The organism is Pseudomonas sp. HLS-6, assembly GCF_002753995.1.
Classification (GTDB): Bacteria; Pseudomonadota; Gammaproteobacteria; order Pseudomonadales; family Pseudomonadaceae; genus Aquipseudomonas; species Aquipseudomonas defluvii.
Map to the genome: position 1 here is coordinate 3,638,638 of NZ_CP024478.1, position 22,946 is coordinate 3,661,583.

The following is a 22,946-nucleotide window of genomic DNA, read 5'->3' on the forward strand; positions in this document are numbered from 1 at the left end:
TCAGAACTTACTCAGGCATTTTCAACGGGCTTGGCGAAACGATCACACCGTTGTTGTCGGCGTAGATGTATTCACCTGGACGGAAGGTCACACCAGCAAACGTCACGACCACATTGAGGTCGCCAATGCCGCGCTTGTCGGTCTTCTTCGGGTGGCTGGCCAGGGCCTGAACGCCGATATTGGTCTGGGCAATGGCATCGACATCACGGATGCAGCCATAAATCACCAGGCCTTCCCAGCCGTTTTTAGCTGCCTTTTCCGCGATCATGTCCCCCAGCAGGGCACAACGCAGGGAGCCGCCACCATCAACCACCAGTACTTTGCCCTTGCCATCAAGGTCGGCCTGCGACTTGACCAGGGAGTTGTCCTCGAAACACTTGATGGTGACGATCTCGCCACCAAAGGAATCACGACCACCGAAGTTACTGAACATCGGCTCCAGCACCTGCACCAGCTCAGGGTAGGCGTCGCACAAATCGGGCGTAAGGTAATGCATGGGAAACTCCTGTCACTTGCCAAGACAATGGATGTCGGAACTCACAGTTTCTTGCGGTTGACGAGACATGGCGATCCGGCTTTAGGCCAAGGCTACACGTCGATGCCGATTCGGTCACCCTCATAGGCGAGGCTGAACACCTTCAAACTGGTGCAGGCAGCCTGCTGTACCGGCTGCCCACACGGCAAACGAAATTCAATGCCGTGTCGCTGGCAGCGCAACACATTCCCTTCCAGGGTCGCACTGTGCAGGGGCGCGCCCTGATGCGGGCAGCGGTTCTCAATCAACAACGGCTGATTGTCGACCACCAGCAGCAACAGCTGCTGACCACTCACCTGAAAGGTCTTGCGGTAGCCCTCCTGCAGATTGATCAGACGCTCCAGTGCAACAAACATAACCCTAACTCAAACACAAAGTGACCGAAACGACGACAATCGTCACATATTAGCCGTAACCAGGCTCTGAAGAAATGTTCTGTTCGCGACTGTCCAGCGGCAGCAGCGGATCGCGCAACCAACGCTCGACCATTGGCCAGACTTGCACTTGAGCCGGTTTGCTCACCAGCATGTCGACATGCCCGAAGTTGTCAAAACCCTCCTCCGCGCCCAGCCGTACGAACTGCTTGTGCTCACTGCCCATTTGCTCGAACAGCTTGCGACAGGCCCAGACGGGGTCCTGGTGATCCCCTGCCCCTGCCACCGCCAGTATGGGCACCTGAACATCGGCAAGGCCGGCCCACCAGTCCTGCTTCTTGTCACCGAAGCGGCCGAACAGCCCATGCCAGCGCATGCTTTCCAGCGCCAGGCCGATCGGTTCGTCCTCAGGGCCACGCCCCAGCCTGGCACCGGACAAATGCACAAAGCGCTTGAGCAATAGCCGAGAGGTCCATTCCACCGGTGGAATCTTCAGCGGCCAGTAAATGCGACTGACCTGCGTGCCAAAGAATGCCGCGCTGGCCACCTCTTCAGCGCCCAGCCAACTGCCCCCCAGTGCCGCCGCCAGGGTCGTCCCTCCCAAGGAGTGCCCCAGCCAATGCGGCACCTGACCCGCCTGCTCACGCACAAACGCGGCAATCGCCGGCAGGTCATAGCGAGCATAGTCGGCCACGCGGTTTTGCCGGTACTCGCGGTTACGCGGCGACAGGCCATGCCCACGCATTTCTGGCATCCAGACATCGAAACCGGCCCGAGCCAGATGGGCACCCAGGCCGATACCCCGCGGCGAGTACCAAAAACGCCGGTTGGAAAAACTGCCGTGCAGAAGAATCACCGGCACACCACGAACCTGCTCCTGATCAGCCAGGCCCAATCGTGTCACCGCCAGTTCTACCGTGCGGTCAGGGCTGTTGCCAGCCTTGAGGCGGTAGACATCTTCGCTCAGGTCTCCCCGGCGCTCGGCACTGAGCAAGGCCACGGGGAAAAGGCTACTGCTGCTTTGCATAGATCTCTTGCACAAAAAAGGGCGAGCACCATCACTGGAACACGCCCTGAAAAATTCGGTGGAAGCGCTCGAACACCAAACTCCGGCGATCGAGCGCTTCATTTCAGCGCATCAGTTTGCTGCGCCTTGCCCCTCGGCCAGGAAGAACCAGGTCTCAAGCACGGAGTCAGGGTTCAGCGAGACGCTCTCGATCCCCTGTTCCATCAGCCACTTGGCCAGGTCCGGATGGTCGGATGGGCCTTGGCCACAGATACCGATGTACTTGCCGGCCTTGTTGCACGCCTGGATGGCGTTGGCCAACAGCTTCTTGACCGCAGGGTTACGCTCATCGAACAGGTGGGCGATGATCCCGGAGTCACGGTCCAGGCCCAGGGTCAGCTGGGTCAGGTCGTTGGAGCCGATGGAGAAACCATCGAAGTACTCCAGGAACTCATCGGCCAGGATGGCGTTGGATGGCAGTTCGCACATCATGATCACGCGCAGACCGTTCACGCCACGGCCCAGGCCGTTTTCGGCCAACAGGTCGACCACCTGGCTGGCTTCGCCAAGGGTGCGGACGAACGGTACCATGATCTCGACGTTGGTCAGGCCCATTTCGTTGCGCACACGCTTGAGCGCACGGCACTCGAGCTCGAAGCAGTCGCGGAACGACTCGCTGATGTAACGCGAGGCGCCACGGAAGCCCAGCATCGGGTTTTCTTCTTCCGGCTCGTAGAGCTTGCCGCCGATCAGGTTGGCGTATTCGTTGGACTTGAAGTCCGACAGGCGCACGATCACCTTCTTCGGCCAGAACGCTGCTGCCAGGGTGCTGATGCCTTCGACCAGTTTCTCGACGTAGAAGCCCACGGGGTCATCGTAGCCGGCGATGCGCTTGTCGACGCTGTCTTTCAGCTCTTGCGGCAAACCGGCGTAGTTCAGCAGTGCTTTCGGGTGCACGCCGATCATGCGGTTGATGATGAACTCCAGGCGCGCCAGGCCGACACCGGCGTTGGGCAACTGGGCGAAGTCGAATGCACGATCAGGGTTACCGACGTTCATCATGATCTTGAACGGCAGGTCAGGCATGGCGTCGACCGAGTTCTGACGCACATCGAAGCCCAGCTCACCTTCGAAGATGAAACCGGTGTCGCCCTCGGCGCAGGAAACCGTCACGCCCTGGCCGTCTTTGAGCACCTGGGTGGCGTTACCACAACCTACGACAGCAGGAATGCCCAGCTCACGCGCAATGATCGCGGCGTGGCACGTACGGCCACCCCGGTTGGTAACGATCGCGCTGGCGCGCTTCATGATCGGTTCCCAGTCCGGGTCGGTCATGTCCGATACCAGCACGTCGCCTGGCTGGACCTTGTCCATTTCGGCGATATCGTGGATCACGCGCACCTTGCCAGCGCCGATGCGCTGACCGATGGCACGGCCTTCCACCAGCACTTTGCCGGTTTCCTTGAGCAGGTAGCGCTCCATCACATTGGCACTGGAACGGCTCTTCACCGTTTCAGGACGGGCCTGAACGATGTACAGCTTGCCGTCATCACCGTCCTTGGCCCACTCGATGTCCATCGGGCGCTGGTAGTGCTGCTCGATGATCATGGCCTGCTTGGCCAGCTCGGTGACTTCGGCGTCGCTGAGGCAGAAACGGGCGCGGTCGGCACGATCAACATCGACGACCTTGACCGAACGACCGGCCTTGGCCTCGTCGCCGTAGATCATCTTGATCGCCTTGCTGCCCAGGTTGCGGCGCAGGATGGCCGGACGGCCGGCCTGCAGGGTGTTCTTGTGGACGTAAAATTCGTCCGGGTTCACCGCGCCTTGCACCACGGTCTCGCCCAGGCCGTAGGCGCCAGTGATGAAAACCACGTCACGGAAGCCCGACTCGGTGTCGAGGGTGAACATCACACCGGCGGTACCGGTTTCGGAGCGGACCATGCGCTGCACGCCAGCCGACAGGGCGACCAGCTTGTGGTCGAAGCCCTGGTGCACACGGTAAGCAATGGCACGGTCGTTGAACAGGGAGGCAAATACCTCCTTGGCGGCGCGGATCACGTTGTCCACGCCACGGATATTCAGGAAAGTCTCCTGCTGACCCGCGAACGAGGCGTCTGGCAAGTCTTCGGCAGTGGCCGAGGAACGCACGGCGACGGCCATGTTCGGGTTGCCTTGGGACATTTCAGCAAAGGCGGTGCGGATTTCGGCATCCAGACGCGCCGGGAACTCTGCGTCCATCACCCACTGACGAATCTGCGCACCGGTTTTTACCAGGGCGTTGACGTCGTCCACGTCCAGCGCGTCGAGTGCGGCGTGGATACGCTCGTTCAGGCCACTCTGCTCAAGAAAATCACGGTATGCCTGAGCCGTAGTGGCAAAGCCGCCAGGAACCGATACACCGGCGCCGGCAAGGTTACTGATCATCTCGCCGAGGGATGCGTTCTTGCCCCCCACATGCTCCACATCATGGACGCCGAGCTTATCGAGGGAAACTACGTACTCTACCAAGGTGATCTCTCCACTAACTGTATTGGAAAAGCTCAGGACGCCGGCGATTTCGCTAGGAACGTGCCGGGCGCTTGTGGCCTGGACCTGGAAAATAAGTGAGAATGCCGACAAGGGTTGTTCGGCAAACCGAACCTATCATATCCAAGATTCGTCACCAGCTTAAGGCCCATGGCGCAAATGAAACGATCTGCTTTCTTTATTTCCGATGGCACCGGCATCACCGCCGAGACCCTGGGACAAAGCCTACTAGCGCAGTTCGAGAACATTCCCTTCAATAAATTCACGCGACCGTACATTGATAGCGTGGAAAAAGCGCACACCATGGTACAGCAAATCAATGCTGCCGCAGAACGCGACGGGGCGCGTCCGATCATCTTCGATACCATCGTCAATCAGGACATTCGCGAGGTGCTGGCGACCTCCAATGGCTTCATGATCGATATTTTTTCAACCTTCCTCTCCCCTCTGGAACAAGAGCTGACCGCGCACTCTTCCTACTCAGTGGGCAAATCCCATTCGATCGGTGGCAACTCCAACTACATGGAGCGTATCGAGGCGGTGAACTTCGCGCTGGACAACGACGACGGCGCGCGCACGCACTACTACGACAAGGCCGACTTGATTCTGGTGGGTGTATCCCGTTGCGGCAAAACCCCGACCTGCCTGTACATGGCCATGCAATTCGGCATCCGCGCAGCCAACTACCCGCTGACCGAAGACGACATGGAACGCCTGCAGTTGCCCACGGCGCTGAAAAAACACCAGCACAAGCTGTTCGGCCTGACCATCGACCCGGACCGCCTCACCGCGATCCGCCACGAGCGCAAGCCCAACAGTCGCTATGCCAGCTTTGCCCAGTGCGAATTCGAAGTGCGTGAAGTGGAAAACCTGTTCCGCCGCGAGAACATTCCGCACATCAACTCCACCCACTTCTCGGTGGAAGAGATCTCCGCGAAGATCCTGGTGGAAAAAGGCGTAGAGCGGCGCTTCAAATAACACCCAGGAACGCGTGGGCGTAAGGTCGGATGCATGGCCTCGGTGCGGTGCCCGTGAGATCGCGGCGTCTGCATCGCGGGCAAGACCCGCTCCCACAGCTAGCGCGGACTCTGTTGGAGCAGGCTTGCCTGCGATGGCCTCGGCGCGGTGCCTGTGAGTGCGCGGCGTCTGTATCGCGGGCAAGACCCGCTCCCACAGCTAGCGCGGACTCTGTTGGAGCAGGCTTGCCTGCGATGGCCTCAACGCGGTGCCCGTGAGATCGCGGCGTCTGTATCGCGGGCAAGACCCGCTCCCACAGCTAGCGCGGACTCTGTTGGAGCAGGCGTGCCTGCGATGGCCTCAACGCGGTGCCCGTGAGTGCGCGGCGCCTGTATCGCGGGCAAGACCCGCTCCCACAGCTAGCGCGGACTCTGTTGGAGCAGGCTTGCCTGCGATGGCCTCGGCGCGGTGCCCGTGAGATCGCGGCGCCTGCATCGCGGGCAAGACCCGCTCCCACAGCTAGCGCGGACTCTGTTGGAGCAGGCTTGCCTGCGATGGCCTCAACGCGGTGCCCGTGAGATCGCGGCGTCTGTATCGCGGGCAAGACCCGCTCCCACAGCTAGCGCGGCCTCTGGGATGCCTGCATCGTTAGCCTAAAAACAAACCCCCGCTAAAAAGCGGGGGTTTGTCAGCAGCCGGGTTCTGTTACCCCGGCATCAGAGCGTCGACTGCCCGCTCAATGCCAGATCCACCAGTTCACGGTTGGCCACGGCATACATCGCGTAGTCCGTCCCCGTCGCCGCACGCAACTCATCAAGCATGACGCGCCAGCGCTGCACCATCACCGCATGCTGCCCCATCCACAATGCCACCCGGGCGTCCATGTCCTGCGGTGCATCGACCATCTGCAATACAGAGATGGTAATTGCTCGCTGCTGCAGGTCGATGTCGTCACGGAACGCTTCGCGTGCCAGGGCCTGCCAGTTGTTTTCCACCGGCAGGTTGCTGATTTCCTGCAGGTACCAGGTCAGGTCCAGGGCGCTGCCCACAGCGAAGAAGGCCTTGGCCACTTCGGCCGGGTCTTGCCCGGTCACGTCGGACGCTTCGATGATCGGCAACAGTGTGTACAGGTGCGTCGTACCGGCAACCATTCGCGCCAGCAACTCCGGCACACCGGCTTCGACGAAGCCCTGGTAGCGGGCCTGCCAGCGTTCACGGGTCGGACCTTCCAGCAGCTCGTCCAGTTTCAGGCCCAGCGCAGCGATTTTCGGCCCGAAGTGCGCCGCGTCGCGCCCGGCATCCTGTTCGTTACGACGGCTACGCAGGAACCAGCGAGTAGCGCGACGCCCAAGACGCATCAGCTCGTCCATCAGGGTCAACTGCACCTCGGCCGAAACCTGATAGTCCAGTGCCTCGATCTGACGGAACCAGTGCGGCAGATGGAAGATGTCGCGCACGATGACATAGGCGCCGGCAACGTTCGCCGGGCTCATGCCCGTGGACTCCTTGAGCCGCTGGACGAAGGTGATGCCCATGTTGTTGACAAGGTCGTTGGCGATCTGGGTACTGACGATCTCGCGTTTCAGGCGATGGCGACGCATGGCCTCGGCGAACTTGTTGACCAACGACGGCGGGAACGCCGTCTCCATGTCACGGGTCAGGTAGTCGTCGTCCGGTACCAGCGCCTTGAGCAGCGCTTCCTTGAGGTCGATCTTGCTGTAGGAGATCAGTACCGACAATTCAGCGCGGGTCAGGCCCTGGTTTGCCGCCAGACGCTCAGCCAGTTGCTCTTCGCTCGGCAGGAACTCGATGGCGCGGTCCAGCTTGCCACGGCTTTCCAGGTCAGCCATCAGGCGCTTGTACTCGGCAATGCGCTCCTTGGCACGGCGTGCAGCCAGCGACAACGCTTGGGTCTGCTTGTAGTTGTTGCCCAGCACCAGCGCGGAGACTTCCTCGGTCATGCTGCCCAGCAGCTGGTTGCGCTGCTTCTCGGTCATGTCGCCAGCCTGCACCACTTCGTTGAGCAGGATCTTGATATTGACCTCGTGGTCAGAGCAGTCCACGCCACCGGCGTTATCGATGAAGTCGGTGTTGGTTGCACCGCCGTTCAGGCCGAACTCGACACGGCCAAGCTGGGTCATGCCGAGGTTGCCGCCCTCACCCACCACTTTGCAGCGCAACTCGTTACCGTCGACGCGCAGGGCGTCGTTGGCCTTGTCGCCCACATCGGCGTGGCTCTCTTCACTCGATTTGACGTAAGTGCCAATACCGCCGTTCCACAGCAAGTCAACCGGCGCCTTGAGCAACGCATTGAGCAGCTCGGTCGGGGTCAGCTTGTCTGCTTCGATGGCAAAGCGCGCTTTCATCTGCGGGGTAATCGCGATGCTTTTGGCGCTGCGCGGGAAGATCCCGCCGCCTTCGGACATGATGCTGGTGTCGTAGTCGCTCCAGGCTGAACGCGGCAAGTCGAACAACCGCTTGCGTTCGGCGAAGCTGCTGGCGGGCTCCGGGTTCGGATCGATAAAAATGTGCAGGTGGTTGAATGCCGCGACCAGTTGCAGCTTGTCGGACATCAGCAAGCCGTTACCGAAGACGTCGCCGGCCATGTCGCCAATGCCGATCACACTGATCGGGTCTTCCTGAACGTTGATACCGCGCTCGCGGAAATGCCGCTGCACACCAACCCAGGCGCCGCGGGCCGTGATGCCCATCTTCTTGTGGTCGTAACCGGCCGAGCCGCCCGAAGCGAAGGCATCGCCGAGCCAGAAGCCGTAGTCGATGGCAATGCCGTTGGCGATGTCGGAGAAGGTCGCGGTGCCCTTGTCGGCCGCGACCACCAGGTACGGGTCATCGTCGTCGTGGCGCACCACATTGGCCGGCGGCACCAGGGCGCCGTCCTTGAGGTTGTCGGTAATGTCCAACAGGCCAGAGATGAAGATGCGGTAGCAGGCGATACCTTCAGCCTGAATATCATCACGGCTGCCGCCCAGCGGCAGGCGACGCGGGAGGAAACCACCCTTGGCACCGACCGGGACAATCACCGAGTTCTTCACCTGTTGCGCCTTCACCAGGCCCAGCACTTCAGTACGGAAGTCTTCCTCACGGTCGGACCAGCGCAGGCCACCGCGCGCTACGTTGCCGAAACGCAGGTGTACACCCTCGACCCGTGGCGAATAGACGAATATCTCGAACTTCGGCACTGGTTTTGGCAGTTCCGGGATCAGCTTCGGATTGAACTTGAAGCTGAAGTAGGACTTGTTATGGCCATTGGCATCAGGCTGGTAGAAGTTGGTCCGCAGGGTGGCCTTGATCAGGTCCAGGTAGCGTCGCAGGATGCGGTCTTCGTTGAGCACCTGAACGTCGTCCAGGGCACTGAGGATCGCCTGCTCCAACCGCTGCTGCTTGTCGTCCAGGTCTTCAACAGTGAGTTTGCGCGCCAGGTAGAAGCGGGTCTTGAACAGTCGCACCAGCTCGCGGGCAATATCAGTGTGGTTGTTCAAGGTGCTGGCGATGTAGCCCAGATCGAAGCCCAGGCGAATCTGCTTGAGGTAGCGGGCATAGGCTCGCAGCAGCGCAACATCGCGCCATGGCAGGCCGGCAGTCAGTACCAGGCGGTTGAACGCATCGTTCTCCGCATCGCCATTGACGATATGGACAAAGGCATCCTGCAAGGTGTCGTTGAGTTGCTGGATGTCCAGGTTCAGGCCTTCGCTGTAGGTGAAGGCGAAGTCATGGATCCAGAATTCGCGACCATTGGCATGACGCAGGCGATACGGGAACTCGCCCAGTACGCGCAGGCCAAGGTTTTCCAGGATCGGCAGCACGTCAGACAGCGCCAACGGCGTATCGGCGTGGTACAGCTTGCAAAACAGTTGATGCTTACCGGTCTGGGTCAACGGCTGATAGAAACTCATTACCAGCGGCTTGTGCTCGGACAGCGCCAGCAGGTGCTGCATGTCGACCACTGCCGAATGGGCGGCAAAGCGCTCGCGGTAACCGGCCGGGAAGCCTTTCGGGAAGTCCGCCAGGACATTGGTACCCTGAGCTTCACCAAAGCTTTCTACGGTCAGGCTGACGTAGTCGTCCTGCCACGAACGGCAGGCCTGAATGACTTCGTTTTCCAGTTGCTGCGGATCGATTTCGATGCGGTTCTTCGGGTCAACCCGCAAAATCAGCTGCACACGCGCCAGCACAGACTCGGAGAAGAAGGTCCAGAACTCGCAATCGGTGGCTCTCAGGCGATCCATCAGGACCTGCTGGATCTTCTGCCGCACCTCGGTGGAGTAGATGTCACGCGGCACATAGGCCAGGCAGTAGCAGAAGCGGCCGTAAGGATCCTTGCGCAGGAAGACGCGGATCTTGTTGCGTTCCTGGATCTGCACAATCGACATGACGGTAGTGAACAACTCGTCGACTGGCGTCTGGAACAGGTCGTCGCGGGGCAGTACTTCCAGCACCTGCGCCAGTTCCTTGCCCAGGTGCGCCTTGGGGTCGAAGAGCGAACGACGCTCGATTTCGGCGACCTTGCCACGAATATAAGGAATTGCCCGCACGCTTTCCCCGTACACCGTCGAGGTGTAGAGGCCCATGAAGCGGCATTCCTTGATCACCTTGCCGTCAGCGTCCATCTGGCGAATAGACACGTAATCCGGGTAGGCCGGACGGTGTACCCGGCTCGGATGTGCCGCCTTGGCAAAGGACAGCAGCAACGGTTCCCTGAGGTAGTTGACCGCATAGTCTTCAATGCGCAATTCATCGACGGTCAGGCCGGTGCGCAGCAAGCGGGCCAGGCCCAGGAAGGACTGCTCGTCGTACTGCAGATGAGCGCCTTGGGCATCATTACCGACCACGAACTCCTCGTAGCCAAGGAAGGTGAAGTGGTTACCCACCAGCCACTCGAGGAAACCCTTGACCTCGGCCTTTTCAGCCTCGGCCGGGGCATAGGCGGTCTGCTCGACCAGCGCGAGCATTTCTCGCACCTTGGCTTTCATCGGCTCGAAATCGGCAACGGCAACCCGTACTTCAGCCAGCACCTGCTCCAACTCGCGGGTCAGCAGGTTCAGCTCGGCGGCGTTGGCGCAGCGATCAATCTCCAGGTACATCAGCGATTCTTGCAGAACGCCCTCTGCCTGGGTGCCCTTGGGCAGAATGTCCAGCAGTTCGCCCTTGGCGCCGCGGCGGACACTCAATACCGTGGTCTGCAGCGTGTGGATGCTGTAGCCGCGCCGGTTCAACTCGGTGCGTACCGAGTCGACCAGAAACGGCAGATCATGGTGCAGCACTTCGACGGCGGTATGCGTGGACTGCCAGCCATGACGTTCGTAGTCGGGGTTGTAGACACGAACCTGCGGCTGGGCGTGATCGAAACGCTCCAGCATGCGCCAGGCTGAAAGGGTGCAGCCCGCCAGGTCGGAAAGGCGACGCTGGGTCAGTTCGTCCAGAGAGATGATGCCGAAGAATTGCTCGGCGAACAGCGCCACTTGTGGCAGTGCCTGTTCGCTGATGTGCTGCGCCAGGGCCGCTTGCAGTTGATGCTGGAAGTCGGCTTTGCTGGCTGCGGTGAAGAACGCCATCTGTGGTACTCCGCTTGGGCTTTATTATTGAGAGAAGCGTCGTGCGCGTGCGCCTGATACGGGTCAACGATAGCCAACCCTGAGCAGGAAGACGGTAAAACCATTGGTCACATTCACCAATTCAACGGATGAGCATCTGCAAAAACGACTGCCGCTCCAGAGCTAGGCTGTGTCTTTACGGGTGACCATCGACAACGCAGCTTAACGAGGCCTGGGAGGCGCCTGCTTGCGCCGCTGCGACATATTCGGTCATTGACGTGCAGGCTGACGTTTATCCGCCAGCTGAACACTGGCAGAATCATGCCTCACCTTATTGATCGAGCCTTCCATGCAACTGACCACCGCCCAATTGATGGCCACCCCGTGCGACGACGAAGAAGACAACATGGCGACGCTGTGTTGCATCAGTGACAAGGGCGAAATGTTCCTGATGACCCGTTACCCGGACGAAGACGAGGTGGAAATCACCCTCGATGACGAGCCTTCGACCCTCGACGGCCTGAAGATCACCCTCGGCCCGAAACGCCTGTTGATCGAGGTTGCGCCTGGCGACGCGGATGCACTGGGCGGTGACGATCACCTGGAAATCACTCACAGCACGCCGGACAGCGACCTGGCTGAAGTCGAAGAAACCCTGCAGAACATCCTCAAGGGCACCGGCACCTACGTCAGCGAACTGTAAGGAGGTTAGTCGCCGGGCCCCTGGATAGATTAAAGTATCAACCCCTGCCGACGGCTTTTTCAGACTGCACCTCGGCTCTTTATCCAGGAACCCTCGACGATGGAACATCGTGAAGCGCTGATCGCGCTGCGCACCTTTCTTTCAACCCAGATTCTTGGCCAGGAAAAACTGGTCGAGCGCTTGCTGATCGTGCTCCTTGCCGATGGCCATATGCTGGTGGAAGGCGCGCCGGGCCTGGCCAAGACCAAGGCGATCAAGGAACTCGCCGAGGGCATCGAAGCCGAGTTCCACCGGATCCAGTTCACCCCGGACCTGCTGCCGGCCGACATTACCGGCACCGAGATCTACCGTCCGGAAACCGGCAGTTTTGTCTTCCAGCAAGGCCCCATCTTTCACAACCTGGTGTTGGCCGATGAAATCAACCGGGCACCGGCCAAGGTACAGTCGGCCTTGCTTGAAGCCATGGCCGAGCGTCAGGTCAGCGTCGGGCGCAGCACCTATGAGCTCTCACCCCTGTTCCTGGTGATGGCCACCCAGAACCCGATCGAACAGGAAGGCACTTACCCGCTGCCTGAAGCACAGCTCGACCGATTCCTGATGCACGTGAAAATCGGTTTCCCGGATGCCGCCGTCGAGCGACGCATTCTTCAACAGGCTCGTGGCGAAGCCCTCAACGGCGAAACCAAGCCGGAACGTCGCGTCAGTCAGCAGGCCATTTTTGCCGCACGCAAGGAAATCCTCGGCCTGTACATGGCCGATGCGGTGGAGGAATACCTGGTACAACTGGTCATGGCCACCCGCACTCCAGCCAAATTCGACACCGAGATGGCCGACTGGATCGCCTATGGCGCCAGCCCTCGTGGCTCCATCGCCCTGGACCGTTGCGCACGGGCTCACGCCTGGTTGGCGGGCCGAGACTTTGTCAGCCCCGAAGACATTCAGGCGGTACTGTTCGACGTACTGCGCCACCGCATCATTCTCTCCTTTGAAGCCGAAGCCGCCGGTATTGACCAGGACCGGGTGATCCAGCGCATCCTCGACGTCGTTGCCGTGGCCTGATCCCATGCCCTCTCAACTACTGGCGGCCCCAGGGATTCGCATCGGTCTTTCAGAACTGATCGAAATGCGGCATCGCGTGCGCGAGGTGCAGCTGTTTGCCGCCCCCGGCCAACGCAGCCCGCTGATCGGCTTGCACCATTCGAAGCTGCGCGGACGTGGCGTGGACTTCGATCAGGTGCGGGTCTATCAAGCCGGAGACGATGTGCGCAATATCGATTGGCGAGTGACGGCACGCACCCAGGAGCCGCACACCAAACTGTTCCACGAAGAGCGCGAGCGCCCCATCTACATCCTGGTGGAGCAGAGCCAGCGGCTGTTCTTCGGCTCCGGCCTGATGTTCAAGTCGGTACTTGCCGCCCAGGCTGCGGCACTGATTGGCTGGGCGGCGCTGGGCCACAATGATCGTATCGGTGGCCTGGTGTTCGGCGACAACGCCTATTACGAGATCAAGCCGCGGCGCAGCAAGCAAAGCCTGCTGCAGTTGCTCAACCGACTGGCCCGCGCCAACCAGGCGTTGCACACCGAAGCGCAACCGCAAGGCGATACCCTGGGCATGGCCTTGCGCCGCGCGCGGGAGGTTCTGCGCCCCGGCAGCCTGGCCATCGTCATCTGTGACGAGCGGGCGCTGAGCACCAGTGTCGAACAACAACTGAGCCTGCTCTCACGCCATTGCGACCTGCTGCTGTTGCCGCTTTCCGATCCACTGGATCATGCCCTGCCGGCAGCCGGTTTGTTGCGCTTCGCCCAACGGGGGGCGCAACTGGAGCTGGACACCCTCGACGCCAACCTGCGCCAGAGCTACCGCAGCCAGGGCGAGGCGCGCATCGAGCGCTGGGAGCTGCTGGCACAGAAGCTGAGGGTGGTACTCATGCCCTTGAGCACCCAGAGTGAAATGATCGAGCAACTGCGCGAGTACCTCAATCCGCAACGTCCAGGGCAAAAACGATGAACGGCCTGGAACAGTTGCAGCCCTTGATCGCGCCGGAGCCGATTGGTCTGTGGCCACCCGCACCTGGCTGGTGGGCCTTGCTCCTGCTCCTGCCGCTGCTCGGCTGGGGCGTCTGGCGCCTGCGTCACTGGCGGCCGGGGAAAAAACCCATCGTGCGTGCCGAGTTGCCGCTTGACCCAATACGCCTTGAGGCCCTGGCCGAATTGGCGCGCCTGACCAAACCCTACGACGGCGCGCCTGCCGGTGCCTGGTTGCAGCAGATCAATGCGCTGCTCAAACGGCTCTGCCGCAATCATTACCCAGGCAGCCATAGCCACACCCTCAATGGTCGACAATGGCTGGCATTTCTCGACAATCGCTGCCCGGCTGCGGGCCTGACGCGTTGGATGGTGCTGGTCGAAGGTGCCTACAAACCCGAGTGCAAGCTCGATGACAAAGCAATCGCCGGGCTGACCCAGGCGGTTGAGATCTGGATCCGCAAACATGTTTGAGCTGGCATGGCCGTGGGTCTTCGCCCTTTTTCCGCTACCCTGGCTGGCGCGCTGGCTGCTGCCCGCCGCCGACAGCGGCGAACCGGTGCTCAAGGTTGCCTTCCTCGATGAACTGGAAGGACTGGCCGGACGCCGCGCCCGGCTGAACCTGCCCACGTGGCGGCAACAGACGCCGTTTATCGTCGTCTGGCTGTTGCTGTTACTGGCCGCCGCGCGGCCCCAATGGCTCGGTGAGCCTGTGCCCGTGGCTGCCAGCGGCCGTGATCTTATGGTCGCCGTGGATGTTTCCGGCTCGATGGACTTTCCCGACATGCGCTGGCAGGACGACGACGTCAGCCGCCTGACCCTGGTAAAGCAGCTATTGGGCGATTTTCTCCAGGCCCGTCAGGGTGACCGCATCGGCCTGATCCTGTTCGGCAGCCAGGCCTACCTTCAGGCCCCCCTGACGTTCGACCGGCGCACCGTGCATACCTTCCTCAATGAAGCGCAGATTGGCATCGCCGGCAAGAACACCGCCATCGGTGATGCCATCGGCCTTGCCGTCAAGCGCTTGCGGCTGCGCCCGGCACAAAGCCGGGTGCTGATTCTGGTCACCGACGGCGCCAACAATGGCGGGCAGATCCATCCGCTGACCGCCGCACGCCTGGCGGCTCAGGAGAGCGTGAAAATCTACACCATCGGCATCGGCGCAGACCCCGAACAGAGCGGTACTGCTGGCCTGCTTGGCATCAACCCAAGCCTGGACCTGGATGAAGCCTCGCTCAAGGAGATTGCCGAGTTGACCCATGGCGCCTATTTCCGCGCGCGCGACGGCAAGGAATTGACGGCTATCGGCGAAACACTCGACCGCCTGGAACCCGTCGCCCAACAACCGACGCAGGCCCGCACCGCCGAGGCGTTGTACAGCTGGCCACTGGCACTGGCGCTGTTGCTGAGCGTGTTGCTGGTGGTGCGTGAGCGCTGGCACGACAATCCACTGCAACGCCTGCTCAGCAACCGACGCTTCCTGCAACCGCACCCTGAATGGCGCGAACGCCTCAAGCGTCTGCGCCTGCGGAGGCGTCGATGATCGAATTCTGGCCACAATGGCTACGCCCTGCCTGGCTGCTGGTACTACCGCTGCTAGGCTGGTTGCTGTGGAAGCTCTGGCATCGCCAAAAGCGTGCCGGTCGCTGGCAGATGATCTTGCCTCCGGCATTCCACGCTGTACTGTTGGGTGGTGGCAGCGGTCGCGACAGCAAGTTGCCGTGGGTGGCATTGGGGGTGGCGTGGCTCGTGACGGTCATCGCCTTGCTTGGACCAAGCTGGCAGCGCCTGGAGGAAACCCGACAGCGCCCAGCCGATCCTCTGGTGGTATTGCTGGAGCTGACACCGCAAATGCTTGCGACTGACAGCCCACCCAATCGCCTGGAGCAGGCACGACGAAAACTGCTCGACCTGCTCGAGCATCGCCGCGACAGCCAGACCGCGATCATCGTCTATGCCGGCAGCGCACATGCACTGGTGCCGCTGTCCGACGACCTGGACACCAGCCGCAACCTGCTTGAAGCCCTGGACCCCTCGATCATGCCGCAAACCGGGCAGCGCGCTGACCTGGCCGTACGCAAAGGCCTGGCCCTGCTGTCACAAGCAGGCCTTGGCCAAGGCCGTTTGCTGCTGATTGGCTCCTCGTTGAGCACCGAGGAACGGCAAGGCATCGTCCAGGCGCTGGGCCGCAAGGGACCAAAGCTGCTGATGCTGGGTATTGGCAGCGCAGAAGGCGCACCGGTAAAACAGAGTAATGGGGAATTCCTCAAGGATGCCGAGGGCACGATTCTCATGCCCCGCCTGGACAGCGCAAGCCTGAGGGAGTTTGTCATGGAAACCGGCGGCAAGTACCGCCATGCCCGAATCGACGACCTGGACCTGCGCGGCCTCGGCCTGTTCGCCCCGCCCCGGGCATTGCATGACGATGGTCAGACGGTGCAGTTGGACAGTTGGGCCGATCAGGGCTACTGGCTGCTGCTGCCGCTCTTGTTGCTGGCGGCCTGTGCGGGCCGGCGCGGCTGGCTGTTCTGCCTGCCGTTGCTGTGGGTGCTGCCACAACCCAGCCATGCCTTTGAACTTGATGACCTGTGGCTACGCCCGGACCAACAAGGCCAGCGCCTGCTTGAACAACAACGCCCCGCCGAGGCAGCACAACGCTTCCAGAACCCGCAATGGAAAGCCCTGGCACTGTACGAGGCCGGTGACTATGCCGGCGCGGTGCGCCTGTTCGCTGAAGGCAACACGGCGGCTGCCCACTACAATCGCGGTAACGCCCTCGCACGCAGCGGAGAGTTGGAGGCTGCCGTGGATGCTTATGAACAGGCGCTGGAGCGCCAACCGGAACTTCAGCCGGCCATTACGAACAAAGCACTGGTCGAGCAACTGCTGCGCCAGCAAAAAGCTGCCGAACAGGAACAGGCGGCGGCCACTGAAACGGAAACCGAACAGAACGCGCCCGGCACAACGACTGACAGCAACACGGATAGCCGCAGTACCGCCGCGGCTGACAGCGAGCAAGACACTCAAAGCGCACAAGAACAGCAAGGCCAGAACCCGTCGTCGGGAGCAGAACAAACGCCGCAAGGGAACAGCGGCGACCAGGATGATGAAACCACTCATCCGCCGCAACGGCCAAGCGACGCAAGCCTTGGCGCCGAACAGCGCCAGGCCCTTGAGCAGTGGTTGCGGCAGATCCCGGACAACCCTGCCGAACTGCTGCGCCGAAAATTTTGGTATGAACAGCAACAACACCAGGAAACTCATTGATGAGACGCGCCTGCGCCCTCGTTTTCAGCCTTGCCCTCAGCCTGCAGGTACAGGCCGCCGCGTTGCTTGCCAGCGTAGACCGCACACGCCTGAACGCCGGTGAAACGCTCGAGCTGACCCTTCAAACCCAGGACATCACCCAGTTTGGCAAGCCAGACCTGGAGCCCCTGCAGGCCAATTTTGAGGTTCGCGACACTCGCCAGGTGAACAACCTGACCACCCTCAATGGCGAAACCCAAGCCAGTACACGCTGGATCATCACCCTGCTTCCGCGCCAAAGTGGCAGCCTGCAAATACCCGCGCTGCAGCTGGGCGAGGTCAGCAGCCAGCCGATTGAGCTTCAGGTGCTGCAAGCACAGGATAACGTGGTCGAGAACCTGGCTCCGGTGTTCATCGAAGCCAGCCTCGACCAGGACAGCATTTATGTGCAGGCCCAAGCCGTTTTAACCCTGAGGATCTACCACTCGGTAGCCCTGTACGATGACAGTAGCCTGAGCCGGCTCCAGCTGGAGGGCGCGAAGGTAGAACCACTGGGCGAATCACGGACCTACGAGAAGGAAATCAACGGTGTACGCCATGGCGTGATCGAAATGCGCTATGCGATCTACCCACAGCAAAGCGGCAACGTGACCATTCCGTCCCTGACCTTCAGTGCCACCACCGTAGAACCGGCGACAGATCAAGACAGCGCCCCGCGCAGTGGCAAACAGACCCACGTGAGCTCTGCACCGATTACCTTGTTGGCCAACCCCATACCAGCCACTTACCCCGCCAACACGCCTTGGCTACCGGCGCGCAACCTGACCCTGGAAGAACACTGGAGCCCGGACCCGACGCAAGCCTCAACCCAGATTGGCGACTCCCTGACCCGTACAGTGACCATCAAGGCCGAAGGCCTGTCCAGCACACAGATACCACCGCTGGCGAACACTGAGGTCATAGGCCTGCGCCACTACCCTGACCAACCGCAACTGCGTAACGAGATCAACGACCGCGGCCTGCTCGGTAGTCGCGAAGAGCGCGAGGCGCTGGTGCCAACGCACGCGGGCACACTGGAGCTGCCCAACCAGGAGGTCATTTGGTGGAACACCCGAGAAGACCATCTGGAACGCAGCAGTCTGCCCGCGCGAACCTTGCAGATTCAGGACAACCCGGCACTCAGCGCTGAAACGCCGAGCACGTCGATTCCCCTTGAAAACGGCCCGCTCTGGCCCTGGCAACTCAGCACACTGATACTGGCCCTGACCACCTTGAGTGGCTTTGCCCTCTGGTGGCGGGCCCGCTCACAACCGGCCGTGCTGCGTGCGGCTCAAAGCGGCCCGAGCCCGCGCACCCTGCTCGACGACCTCAAACGCGCCTGCCAGGCCAACGACCCGCAGGCCACCCGGCAGGCCCTCGACGCCTGGGCGCGCCAGCAACCCGAAACCCTTGCCGAAATGGCGGCTCGCTTCGTTCCATTGTCCGATGCCCTGGATGGTCTGAACGGCGCGCTTTACAGCGAAACCGGACAATACTGGCAAGGCGAAGAGCTGTGGCGGGCCATTGGCACTATCCCAACCGCTGAACAGACTCAACCGACACCCGGCGAAAGTAGTAGCCTGCCACCCCTCTATCCCAAGTAATCAGCCGCTCTAGCCTGCGCACCTTCAGGCTTCCTTAAGAAAACTCGTCGACACTTGCTCCCAACGATATACAGGAGCAAGCACGATGCCTGAGCCCACCGACACCATTTGGCCCTTCGCTTTACCGCTTCGGCTGGCACCTGAGAACAGCGCGATGTTGAGCCTGGCGCACGCGTTGCCCAACAGCGATGAGCGCCCACTGTTCGAGGATTTCATCCGCCAGCGTTTTCACTTGGTACATGGCGCCGACATACGTCACTTCATGCCTGAGCTGTTTGGCCTGAAAGACCAGAACAATGCCTTGTGTGCCGTCGCAGGCCTTCGCCGCGCCAGCACCTCACGGTTGTTTCTGGAACAGTATCTGGATGCGCCAATCGAGCACTACATCCCGTCAGAGAACGAGCAACCGACGCAGCGCGACTGCATTGTCGAAGTCGGCAATCTGGCCGCCAGCGATACCGGCAGCGCCCGCCTGAGCATCATCACCATGACCTGGCTGCTAGGTGCTGCAGGCTTTCAGTGGGTCTCGTTTACCGGCAGTACCGGCCTGGTCAACAGTTTCCATCGCCTCGGTTTGAAACCTACCACCCTGTGCGCAGCAGATCCTCAGCGCCTGGGCGATGAGCGCCACACGTGGGGCCAGTATTACGACAGCCGCCCGAGTGTCCACATCGGCAACATCTGCAGTGGTTTCCAACACTTGGCCAAGGCCGGGCTGTTCAAACGACTTGGCCTGCCGCCCGTCGACCGGGAGACCTGCAATGTCGCCTGAACTGAGCCTGTTTGAAAATCAACTGCAACGCCATGCACAGGAGCGCCCTTTTGCTCTGGCCCTATGGGGTGACGAACTGCGCCTGGACTATGAAGCGCTGTGGTCAGAGGTCAATTATCGCCGCCGGTTACTCAGCGAGCAGCCTGAAGGCTGTGTAGTGCTCGCGCTGGACAACAGCCCCGAGGCGATGCTGTGGGACCTGGCCGTGCTCTTTGAAGAGCGCCCATGCCTTACCCTGCCACCCTTTTTCAGCCCTGCGCAACGCCTGCACTGCCTGGAGCAATGCCAGGCACCGCTGGTCGTCGCTGAGACCAGCATGGCAAGCGAACTCGAAGCGGCAGGCTACCGCTTCCAGGGCACCCTGTGGAGCAAGGCCGCGGTCTCAGCCGTAGTACTGCCAGAGGGAACCGCGAAGATCACCTTCACATCGGGCACAACCGGCGCCCCAAAAGGCGTGTGCCTCAGTGCCGACAGTTTCCTGCGGGTGGCCCGAGAGCTGGCGGCGGCCAGTGAGCCTGTAAAGCCTGATCATCACCTGGCACTGCTGCCCTTGGCGATCCTGCTGGAAAACCTCGGTTGCTATGCCGCCCTCTTTGCAGGTGCGGTGCTAAGCCTGCCTAGCCAGGCCCGCCTGGGTATTCGTGGCGCCAGCGGCGTCGATACCCCCACCTTCCTGCGCTGCCTGGCAGAACGCCGCCCACACAGCCTGATTCTGGTCCCCCAATTGCTGCAACTGCTGGTCGGCGCCACGCAAGCGCAGGCATTCGATCCTTCCTGCCTGCGCTTTGCCGCGGTAGGCGGTGCGCGGGTATCCCCAGGCCTGCTTCAAGGTGCACACCAACTCGGCATACCGGCCTATGAAGGCTACGGCTTGTCCGAGTGCGCCTCGGTGGTGTGCTTGAACGTACCTGGCGCTATCAGGCCGGGAAGCGTTGGGCGGCCATTGCCCCATGTAGAGGTCAAGCTGGCTGATGACGGCGAAGTACTGATTCAAGGCTCGACCATGCTCGGCTACCTGGGCAACCCGGCCCAACCGACAACGTGGCTGGCCAGTGGCGACATCGGTGAGTTCGATGACGAAGGCTTTCTGTACATCAAGGGCCGCAAGAAGCATCAGTTCGTCACCAGCTACGGCCGTAACGTCAATCCCGAGTGGGTGGAAGCAGAACTCACCCAAGGCGGGGTCATTGCCCAGGCATTCGTGCATGGCGAAGCCCTGCCCTATAACGCAGCCCTGCTCTGGCCTCATGACCCGAGCTGCAGCGACCAGGCCCTTGCCGATGCCGTAGCCAAGGCCAATACAGCCCTGCCCGACTACGCACGCGTTCATCACTGGCTGCGTTTGCCTCAACCCTTTACCCCTGCCAATGGCTTGCTGACCGCCAATGGCCGACCACGCCGCGATGCCATCCTTGAGCAATACCACGCGGCACTGGACTCCTTTAATCGTTCTGAGGAACTGTCGTCATGAGTTTTTTTGAAACCCTGCAAGCTGCAACCGCCCAAGAACGCAGCGCGCTGTTTGAAGTGCCGGTCATCCGCAAGGCACTGGCCGGTGAGGTCACACTGGAGAGCTATCGGGCCTTCCTGATTCAGGCCTACTACCATGTTCGCCATACCGTACCGCTGATGATGGCCTGCGGTGCACGCCTGCCCGAGCGACTGGAGTGGTTGCGCCACGCAGTATGCGAATACATCGAAGACGAGTACGGCCATGAGCAGTGGGTACTGAACGATATCGTCGCCTGCGGCGGCGACCGTGAAGCGGTGCGCACCGGCCAACCCGATCAACCCATCGAGCTGATGGTTGCGTTTCTCTATGACCTGATCGCACGTGGCAACCCGGTGGGCCTGTTCGGGATGGTCAACGTGCTTGAAGGCACCAGCATCGCCCTGGCAACCCATGCCGCCGAACGCATTCGCGACCGCCTGGCACTGCCTGAGGAGGCCTTCAGCTACCTGAATTCCCATGGCGCGCTGGATATCGGGCACATGCAGACCTACCGCAAGCTGATGGATCGTCTCGACGACCCAGCTGATCAGGCCGCCGTCATTCATGCCTCGAAAGTGGTCTACCGGTTGTACGCGGACATGTTCCGGGCACTGCCGCAAAACACCCAGGCGCCAACCCTGCTGGAGAGCAATCATGCGGCTCAATGAAGCCCGAGTCGTGCTCACCGGTGCCAGTGGTGGCATTGGTCTGGCAATCACCAATGCGCTGCTCGCCAGCGGCGCTCAGGTACTGGCGGTGTCTCGCCATGAAGACGCCTTGCGCCCAAGCATGACGCGTTACCCCAGCCAGCTGCGCTGGGTGTCGGCAGACCTGACCAGCGCCACAGACCGGCATAAAGTGCAGAATGCCGCCCAGGCCATGGGCGGCATCAACCTGCTGATCAACGCCGCCGGGGTAAACCAGTTCGCCATGCTTGAGCAACTGGAAGACAGCGACATCAGCCACATGCTGGACCTGAACATCATCGCCCCGATTTCGCTGACACGCTTGCTGTTGCCACTTCTCAGAGAGGCCCCAGCAGCAATGGTGGTCAATGTCGGTTCAACCTATGGTTCGATCGGCTACCCCGGGTACTCCCCCTACTGCGCCAGCAAATTCGCCTTGCGCGGCTTTTCCGAAGCACTGCGTCGAGAGCTGGCCGATACCCGGGTGAACGTACTTTATGTGGCCCCACGAGCGACCCAGACACGCATGAACAGCGCGGCTGCACAGGCGCTCAATGACGCCCTGAAAGCCAATACCGACGACCCGGAAATGGTCGCCAACGCCGTGATCCACGCCATTGCCGGTGACCGTCGCGACCTTTACCTGGGCTGGCCTGAGCGTTTTTTTGTAAGCCTCAATAACCTGCTGCCAAGCCTGGTAGACCGCGCCCTGCGCAAGCAGCTGCCGTTGATCAGACGCTTCAGCCATATTGGCTCCACGGAGAAAAACAAACCATGAAAAAACTGCTGATCGCCCTGCTGGCCACCGTATCAAGCACCTCACTGTGGGCCATGGACGCCACCGACCAACAACGCCTGAGCGATATTCAACAGCAATGGGCAAAAATCCAGTACGAAACACCCGAGGGTAAACGCGCCGATGCCTTCGAGCAGTTGGCCGCCAAGGCCAATGCCTTCTCCAAGGAGCGCCCAACCGCAGCCGAGGCCTGGATCTGGTCTGGCATCGTCACCAGCAGTTGGGCAGGCGCCCAAGGCGGGCTCGGTGCCTTGGGCAAGGTCAAAGAGGCGCGCAGCGACCTGGAAAAAGCCTTGTCGATCGACCCGACGGCGCTGCAGGGTTCCGCCTACGCCAGCCTCGCTGCACTGTATGATCGAGTGCCTGGATGGCCAGTCGGCTTCGGTGATAGTGACAAGGCCGATACGCTGCTCAAACAAGCACTGCAGATTAACCCCAACGGTATAGACAACCTGTACTTCTGGGGCGACCATCTCTACCGCCAGAAGCACTACGCTGAAGCCAAGGCTGCCTTGCTCAAGGCACAACAGGCTCCTGCTCGTCCGGGTCGAGAAAGCGCCGATAAAGGGCGACACAAGGACATACAGGCGCTGCTGGTTGAAATAGACAAAAAACTCAACTGACCAAGGA

Annotated in this window: 18 protein-coding genes; 13 read left to right on the forward strand and 5 right to left on the reverse strand. The window is 61.2% G+C overall.

Annotated features, from left to right (window positions below; translation table 11 throughout):
- Positions 1-7 precede the first annotated feature (7 nt).
- The 4 genes from rraA to ppsA form a co-directional block, all read right to left on the reverse strand.
- The gene (gene rraA, locus CS390_RS17025; RefSeq protein ID WP_065758605.1) at positions 8-496 is read right to left on the reverse strand and encodes a ribonuclease E activity regulator RraA; all 489 of its coding nucleotides are present in this window, start codon (positions 494-496) and stop codon (positions 8-10) included.
- A 92-nt stretch (positions 497-588) separates the two neighbouring features.
- Complete coding sequence (locus tag CS390_RS17030) at positions 589-891, reverse strand: Rieske (2Fe-2S) protein (RefSeq protein ID WP_099775424.1); 303 nt, start codon at positions 889-891, stop codon at positions 589-591.
- Positions 892-940: 49 nt separating this feature from the next.
- A complete protein-coding gene (locus CS390_RS17035; RefSeq protein ID WP_099775425.1) occupies positions 941-1,936 on the reverse strand; it encodes an alpha/beta fold hydrolase in 996 nt (331 codons plus the stop codon).
- Between the two features lie 111 nt (positions 1,937-2,047).
- Complete coding sequence (ppsA, locus tag CS390_RS17040) at positions 2,048-4,426, reverse strand: phosphoenolpyruvate synthase (RefSeq protein WP_065758602.1); 2,379 nt, start codon at positions 4,424-4,426, stop codon at positions 2,048-2,050.
- A gap of 177 nt (positions 4,427-4,603) precedes the next feature.
- On the opposite strand from ppsA, the gene CS390_RS17045 reads away from it, so the two are divergent.
- The gene (locus CS390_RS17045) at positions 4,604-5,422 is read left to right on the forward strand and encodes a pyruvate, water dikinase regulatory protein (RefSeq protein WP_065758614.1); all 819 of its coding nucleotides are present in this window, start codon (positions 4,604-4,606) and stop codon (positions 5,420-5,422) included.
- 695 nt (positions 5,423-6,117) lie between these two features.
- On the opposite strand, the gene CS390_RS17050 is transcribed toward CS390_RS17045, so the two are convergent.
- Complete coding sequence (locus CS390_RS17050; protein WP_099775426.1) at positions 6,118-10,974, reverse strand: NAD-glutamate dehydrogenase; 4,857 nt, start codon at positions 10,972-10,974, stop codon at positions 6,118-6,120.
- A 328-nt stretch (positions 10,975-11,302) separates the two neighbouring features.
- On the opposite strand from CS390_RS17050, the gene CS390_RS17055 reads away from it, so the two are divergent.
- The 12 genes from CS390_RS17055 (at position 11,303) to CS390_RS17110 (ending at position 22,939) form a co-directional block, all read left to right on the forward strand.
- The gene (locus CS390_RS17055) at positions 11,303-11,656 is read left to right on the forward strand and encodes a hypothetical protein (RefSeq protein WP_099775427.1); all 354 of its coding nucleotides are present in this window, start codon (positions 11,303-11,305) and stop codon (positions 11,654-11,656) included.
- A gap of 99 nt (positions 11,657-11,755) precedes the next feature.
- Positions 11,756-12,715 (forward strand): MoxR family ATPase, encoded by a 960-nt coding sequence (locus CS390_RS17060; RefSeq protein WP_099775428.1) that lies wholly within the window; start codon positions 11,756-11,758, stop codon positions 12,713-12,715.
- A gap of 4 nt (positions 12,716-12,719) precedes the next feature.
- A complete protein-coding gene (locus CS390_RS17065) occupies positions 12,720-13,664 on the forward strand; it encodes a DUF58 domain-containing protein (protein ID WP_065758598.1) in 945 nt (314 codons plus the stop codon).
- Complete coding sequence (locus tag CS390_RS17070; RefSeq protein WP_099775429.1) at positions 13,661-14,155, forward strand: DUF4381 domain-containing protein; 495 nt, start codon at positions 13,661-13,663, stop codon at positions 14,153-14,155. The genes CS390_RS17065 and CS390_RS17070 overlap by 4 nt, the downstream gene beginning before the upstream one ends.
- Entirely contained in the window at positions 14,148-15,224 is a 1,077-nt protein-coding gene (locus CS390_RS17075; protein WP_065758596.1) for a VWA domain-containing protein, read from the forward strand. The genes CS390_RS17070 and CS390_RS17075 overlap by 8 nt, the downstream gene beginning before the upstream one ends.
- Positions 15,221-16,948: a VWA domain-containing protein gene (locus CS390_RS17080; protein ID WP_099775430.1), complete on the forward strand. Its 1,728-nt coding sequence runs from the start codon at positions 15,221-15,223 to the stop codon at positions 16,946-16,948. The genes CS390_RS17075 and CS390_RS17080 overlap by 4 nt, the downstream gene beginning before the upstream one ends.
- Complete coding sequence (locus CS390_RS17085) at positions 16,948-18,570, forward strand: BatD family protein (RefSeq protein WP_065758594.1); 1,623 nt, start codon at positions 16,948-16,950, stop codon at positions 18,568-18,570. Before CS390_RS17080 ends, CS390_RS17085 begins: the two co-directional genes overlap by 1 nt.
- Positions 18,571-18,655: 85 nt before the next feature.
- Complete coding sequence (locus CS390_RS17090) at positions 18,656-19,342, forward strand: thermostable hemolysin (protein WP_065758593.1); 687 nt, start codon at positions 18,656-18,658, stop codon at positions 19,340-19,342.
- A complete protein-coding gene (locus CS390_RS17095; RefSeq protein ID WP_099775431.1) occupies positions 19,332-20,813 on the forward strand; it encodes an AMP-binding protein in 1,482 nt (493 codons plus the stop codon). The genes CS390_RS17090 and CS390_RS17095 overlap by 11 nt, the downstream gene beginning before the upstream one ends.
- Positions 20,810-21,502 (forward strand): TenA family transcriptional regulator, encoded by a 693-nt coding sequence (locus CS390_RS17100; protein ID WP_065758591.1) that lies wholly within the window; start codon positions 20,810-20,812, stop codon positions 21,500-21,502. The genes CS390_RS17095 and CS390_RS17100 overlap by 4 nt, the downstream gene beginning before the upstream one ends.
- The gene (locus tag CS390_RS17105) at positions 21,489-22,298 is read left to right on the forward strand and encodes an SDR family oxidoreductase (RefSeq protein ID WP_065758590.1); all 810 of its coding nucleotides are present in this window, start codon (positions 21,489-21,491) and stop codon (positions 22,296-22,298) included. Before CS390_RS17100 ends, CS390_RS17105 begins: the two co-directional genes overlap by 14 nt.
- Complete coding sequence (locus CS390_RS17110; protein WP_099775432.1) at positions 22,295-22,939, forward strand: hypothetical protein; 645 nt, start codon at positions 22,295-22,297, stop codon at positions 22,937-22,939. Before CS390_RS17105 ends, CS390_RS17110 begins: the two co-directional genes overlap by 4 nt.
- The last annotated feature ends 7 nt before the right edge of the window (positions 22,940-22,946 follow it).